Raw genomic sequence first — 2268 nt, 5'->3', positions numbered from 1 at the left:
CGTAGTTGCCGGTGACGTCATAGAGGTAACCGCCCAGCCAGACGCCCATAAGGAACCGAGCTGATGGAATAGGAAGACGATGCCGCACGCAGGGAGAGGTCGCTTGCCTGGCGGGGCGTCGGGCGGTCGCGCAGCATCCCGCCCAGCGGCACCATCAGGGCTCCCAGGGCCCCCATCACCAGCAGGGCGGTGGACCAGCCCAGCCACTCCAGGAGTCCCAGGGTCCCGGGCAGCATCGCGAACTGACCGAAGGAGCCCGCGGCACTGACGATGCCCATGGCCAGGCTGCGCTTCTCCGGAGCGACGGCGCGGCCCACGGCTCCCAGGATCACCGAGAAGGTGGTGCCCGAGAGCCCCAGGCCGATCAGCAGCCCGGCGCTCACCGACATGCCAGCCGGCGTCTCGGACAGCCCCATCATGGCCAGCCCCAGGGCATAGAGCAGGCCACCCAGGGTGACGATCCGTGCGGCACCGAAGCGGTCGGCCAGGGCCCCGCTGAAGGGCTGCGCCAGCCCCCAGATCAGGTTCTGCAGGGCCAGGGCGAAGGCGAAGACCTCGCGGCCCCAGCCGAGGTCGCTGCTCATCGGCTCCAGGAACAGGCCGAAGCCATGACGCAGGCCCATGGCCAGCGAGATGACCAGGCTGCCAAGGACGATGATCAGCAGGGCGTGGCGGCGCAGGGCATACATGAAAGGGGCGACCTGTTTGCAGACTAATGAGAAGCCACTATCGCGTATCTGTCGTGCTCAGGCCACTGTTGCCATATGGAAAATGATGACGCCCGGCGCAACCCGGGGTCGGACGTCATCGCGGGGCGGGCTCGAGATCACAGGGCGTCCTGCTGGTGGGGCGGCACGATGCCGAGGCGTTTCATGCGCCGGTAGATGGTCGGTCGCGACAGCCCGAGCTCCCGGGCCACGGCGCTGATGTTCCAGCGGTGCTGGTGCAGGGCCTCATGCAACGGGTCCTCGCCCTGGGCCACGGCCGGGTGGCCGGCGGTGAGACCGTAGAGCGATGTGCTGGGCCGTGCCGCCGGATGGGCGAGTTGGCCGCTGATGCATTCCTCCGGCAGGTCGCCGACCACCACCTCGTCGCCCTCGCAGGTGGCCAGGGCATAGCGCAGGGCATTGTGCAGCTCGCGGATGTTGCCCGGCCAGGGATAGGCGAGCAGGGCGCTCATGGCATCGCCGCGCAGTCGGGCCCACGACTCGCCGCGCTCGGCCTGCAGCTCCTCGAACAGTCGCCGGATCAGGTAGCCCTTGTCGGCCCGTTCGCGCAGCGGCGGCAGGCGCAGGCTGGCGCCGTTGAGGCGATAGAAGAGGTCCTCACGGAAGCCGCCCAACTCGATCAATCCGCGCAGGTCGCGGTGGGTGGCCGAGACCACCCGCAGGTCGACCTTGACGGGCTGGTTGGCGCCGATCGGCAGCACCTCCTCCTCTGCCAGCACCCGCAGCAGCCGGGTCTGCAGCTGCAAGGGCATGTCGCCGATCTCGTCGAGGAACAGGGTGCCGCCGTCGGCCTGGGCGATCAGCCCCTTCATGCCCTTGCTGTTGGCGCCGGTGAAACTGCCGGTCTCGCCGATCACCAGAATGTTGATCGGCTCGTTGCGCAGCCGGGCGGCGCGGGTCAGGGTGTCGCGCATTGCCGGGTCGTCGTCGGCCAGCGCCTCGAGCGGCGCCAGGATGGAATCCTGACGGCGCGGCTCGCCCCTAGGCCCACGGCGTCGCTGGGGCTCGATCAGGGTGGCGAAGTGCAGCTCACGGTGGCGGTGGGTCAGAAAGGCACGCACTCGATCATCGCAATAGCGCTGGATGTTGAGCACGTCCTCGACCTCGGCATCGAGCAGGTCCTGGATGTGCCAGGCCCGGAAGGGGCGCGCCTCCCCGGCGCGGGCAAGTGGCAGCTCGTGGTGTCGCAGCAGCTTGCGCCCGGCGGTGTTGGCGGCCACCAGGGTGCCGTCCTCCTCGATGGCGATCAGATAGCGCCGGTTGATCTGCACGAACTCCCGGGAGCGGTCCAGGCAGACGATGTGGTTGCCGCTGTAGCGCTGCAGGAAGTAGGCGTCCTCGATCATCCGCGCATAGTGCTTGACCACCTGCAAGGCGAAGGTCTGCGAGGCCTTGGACTCCGGCGAGCGGTAGGCGGAGATGTCGAGCACCGCCAGCAGCTGGCCGTCGGGGTCGAAGACCGGCGCCGCCGTACAGGTCAGGCTGATATGGTGGGCGCTGAAGTGATCGCTGTGGTGGCAGGTCAGCGGCACTTGCTCCT

Annotated in this window: 2 protein-coding genes; both read right to left on the bottom strand. The window is 68.7% G+C overall.

Features of this window, described 5'->3' with window-relative positions:
- Nucleotides 1-17: 17 nt before the first annotated feature.
- On the bottom strand, nt 18-689 hold the full coding sequence (locus tag ACESMD_RS08175) for an MFS transporter (protein ID WP_372612077.1): 672 nt from the start codon (nt 687-689) through the stop codon (nt 18-20).
- A 137-nt stretch (nt 690-826) separates the two neighbouring features.
- Nucleotides 827-2268: sigma-54-dependent Fis family transcriptional regulator (locus tag ACESMD_RS08170; RefSeq protein ID WP_372612075.1), on the bottom strand; the 1442-nt coding region annotated here is incomplete at its 5' end.

Origin of the sequence: Halomonas sp. (assembly GCF_041689495.1) — a bacterium.
GTDB lineage: Bacteria > Pseudomonadota > Gammaproteobacteria > Pseudomonadales > Halomonadaceae > Halomonas.
Note: the sequence above shows the minus strand (reverse complement) of the source record. Positions and strands in the feature narration are given on the sequence as shown.